Raw genomic sequence first — 2,961 nt, forward strand, 5'->3', positions numbered from 1 at the left:
CTCGACTTCCGCGCGCATACGCACCGAACTACCACGCGGAACATGCATGCCGGTCAGAAAAACAACGACACCGTCGAGAAACGGATTGACGGCCATGGCTAGCGCCGGCCTCCACCATTTTGGTGGATCTGCTCCAGTGCACCGTCCTGCGTCCGCTGGAAATCCGTGCCCGAATCCATAGTGCGCTGGGCCGCACCTGCGACCGCACCTGCGAATGAGGCGATCGCATCGCGAAGTTTGGCGTGCGGCTCCAGATAATTCGCGGCGAATCCGCCCCCGATCTGGTCGTCTCCCCACGGCGGATTCTGCGGGTCGAACGCCGTCGCGCTCGTGAACGCGTCCGCGGCCTTCTTGATCAGCCGGCTGACCTCATCGGTCTGGCCACCGCCGGCCTGGACCTTGGGCGGCTCCGCGATGAACATGTTGTTGCCCTCAGGCATGCCTGCCGCCCCCGCCCTTGCGCGTCGGAGATTGACGGTTCTCAGCAGGGTTCGGCTGCTGCGCCAACAGCCCCTCCGCGCCCATTGGTTCGAGAAGGCGGTCGAGGTCGAATCCTTCCATCCCCTTGCCCGCGATCCCCAGTCCCCCTCCCGAGACGGACTCGAACCGGGCCGCCACCTGATCGGCGATCTCCTGACGGGCTTTCGCCATCGCCTCTAGGATGCTCGTCGCGAGAGCCTGACCCGACATCTCCTTGTACTTGTTGTTGAGAAACCTCAAGCCGCTGGCCTCTCCCTGGGATCCGACGGTCACCTCCACCGCCCGGTCCTTCGACCTGACGGTCACCGAGAGAGACATCACCTCGTCCCTGGCCTTCATCAGCGACTCGTGCTGTTTCGTAAATTCGGACATGGCCTGCTCAAGCTGATGTTGCAGGGATTCGTCCACGGTGCCCTCGCCCCTCTCATCGGTCGCGCGGATGCAGATTGTTGATCATTAAACAGGATGCACTCTACGAGAGCACGTTCAACGTCCGATAGAAGCGGGCAGTCCGCCCTCCTCCGTGCCCCAGACATCGCCGTCGCCGTCCGCCCACGAAGTCTGCGTCGCCGGCCGGGCAGGTCCGCCGCCACGGCCATCGTGGCCCGACTCCGTCCGAGACCGGCTCAGCAGGCTCTCCGAGTCCTCTTCCTCCTCCTCGTACGTATCTTCCGCGGGGGTGGCGGACCCCTGCGGGGTCTGGGGGCGTTGCAGAAAGGCGCCGTCGGAGTCGCCGTCCTCGTAGACCTCTCGTACTCGTTCCTGGTCGCCCTTCTGCTGGCCTCCCTGCTGACCCATGCGCGCCATGCCCATCATCATCATCATGGGCGACATCATTCCCATGAGTCCGGAATCCGCACCGGCGCCCGTGCCTGCCCCGAGTCCCGTACCCAGGCCGCCCGCACCGGCGCCGGCCGCGCCGCCGACCGCACCCGCGGTGGCTGTGCCCGGACTCGGCAGCGCCTGGAATTCTCCGTTCGGGCCGGAGACCGAGCTGCTGCCGTCCGGGAAGGTGGTGGTGGTCAGACCGTCGGGACCGGTGGTCGCGGTGGCGCCGCTCGGGAAGTGAGTGGTCAGGCTGCCGTCAGGGCTCTGCGTGGCCAGCGCGTGGTTCAGGTCGGGGCTGGGGAGACCGTTCGACGAGGTGGGGGTGTGCGACGGATTACTGAGGTCATTGCCGCCGGTCGGGTTCGTTGTGCTGACGGAGCCGTCCGGGTGCAGGGTGAACGAACTGCCGTCGGGCATCGTGGTCGTGATGCCGCCGTCGGATCCGAGAGTCGTGGTGCTCCCGTCCGGGTTCACCAGACTCTCACCCGGGTCGAGTTGGCTGCCGATTGTCTGCCCGTCGGGCGTAGTGGTGGTGACGGTCCCGTCCGGGTTGACCGTTGACGTACTGCCGTTGGGGAAGGTTGTGGTCGTGCCGCCGTCCGCGTTCTGCGTGGTGAAGCTACCGTCCGGGCTGGTGACGTGCACCTGGCCGTCGGCGCCCACGCTCTGTGTCACACCGTTGGGGAACTGCGTCGTCTGCCCCCCGTCGGCATTCGTGGTGGTGAGGCTGCCGTCCGGGTTGGTGGTCAGTGAACTCCCGTCCGGCATATGAGTGACCACACCGCCGTCGGAACCTATCCCCGTCGTGCTGCCGTACGGATTCGTCACCACATCCCCCGGAGCCAGCTGACTGACATCGGTCAGACCCTGCGGCGACATGGATGTCACCGTCCCGTCCGGGCTCACCGTCGTGCTACTGCCGTCAGGGAACTGCGTCGTGACGCCGCCGTCGCTGCCGGGGGTGGTGATGCTGCCGTCGGGGTTCGTCACCGCGATGTTGCCGTCGGGGTCGAGACTCTGGGTCGAGCCGTTGGGGAACTGCGTCGTCTGTGACCCGTCCGGCGTCGTAGCCGTGACACTGCCGTCCGGATTCGTCGTGACCGAACTCCCGTCCGGCATCTGGCTCGTCACTCCGCCATTGGGGCCGATGCCCATCGTGCTGCCGTCCGGATTCGTCACCACATCCCCCGGACCCAGCTGACTGACATCGGTCAGACCCTGCGGCGACATGGATGTCACCGTCCCGTCCGGGCTCACCGTCGTGCTGCTGCCGTCAGGGAACTGCGTCGTGACGCTGCCGTCGTCGCTGTCGGGGGTGGTGATGCTGCCGTCGGGGTTGGTGACGCTGCCGTCGGGTTTGGTGCCCGTGGGCAGGCCGCTGGTGGTCAGCCCCGAGGTCGAGCCGTTCGGGAACATGGTGCTGGGCAGGCCGTTCGGGCCCAAGCCGGTGGTGCCGCCGTCAGGGTTCAGGGCGGGGCCGCCACTCGTGAGCGGCAGACCGCCGGGGTTGGTGCCCGTGGGCAGACCGCTGTCAGCCGCCCCCGAGGTCGAACCGTCCGGGAACATGGTGCTGGGCAGGCCGTTCGGGCCCAAGCCGGTGGTGCCGCCGTCAGGGTTCAGGGCGGGGCCGCCACTCGTGAGCGGCAGACCGCC

At 67.3% G+C, this 2,961-nt stretch carries 3 protein-coding genes; all 3 read right to left on the minus strand.

All coding sequences use genetic code 11. The annotated features are described in order from the left end of the window. Window positions 1-98: 98 nt before the first annotated feature. The gene (locus tag ACGFU7_RS47545) at window positions 99-440 is read right to left on the minus strand and encodes a hypothetical protein (RefSeq protein WP_393705001.1); all 342 of its coding nucleotides are present in this window, start codon (window positions 438-440) and stop codon (window positions 99-101) included. After that, window positions 433-888 carry a YbaB/EbfC family nucleoid-associated protein gene (locus ACGFU7_RS47550; RefSeq protein WP_393705003.1) on the minus strand — a complete coding sequence of 152 codons (456 nt, stop codon included), beginning with the start codon at window positions 886-888 and terminating at the stop codon, window positions 433-435. Before ACGFU7_RS47550 ends, ACGFU7_RS47545 begins: the two co-directional genes overlap by 8 nt. A gap of 78 nt (window positions 889-966) precedes the next feature. Then, on the minus strand, window positions 967-2,961 hold a 1,995-nt coding region (locus ACGFU7_RS47555), incomplete at its 5' end, for a beta strand repeat-containing protein (protein ID WP_393705005.1).

The sequence above is a fragment of the Streptomyces sp. NPDC048473 genome (assembly GCF_043200155.1).
In the GTDB taxonomy this organism is placed as follows: Bacteria; Actinomycetota; Actinomycetes; order Streptomycetales; family Streptomycetaceae; genus Streptomyces.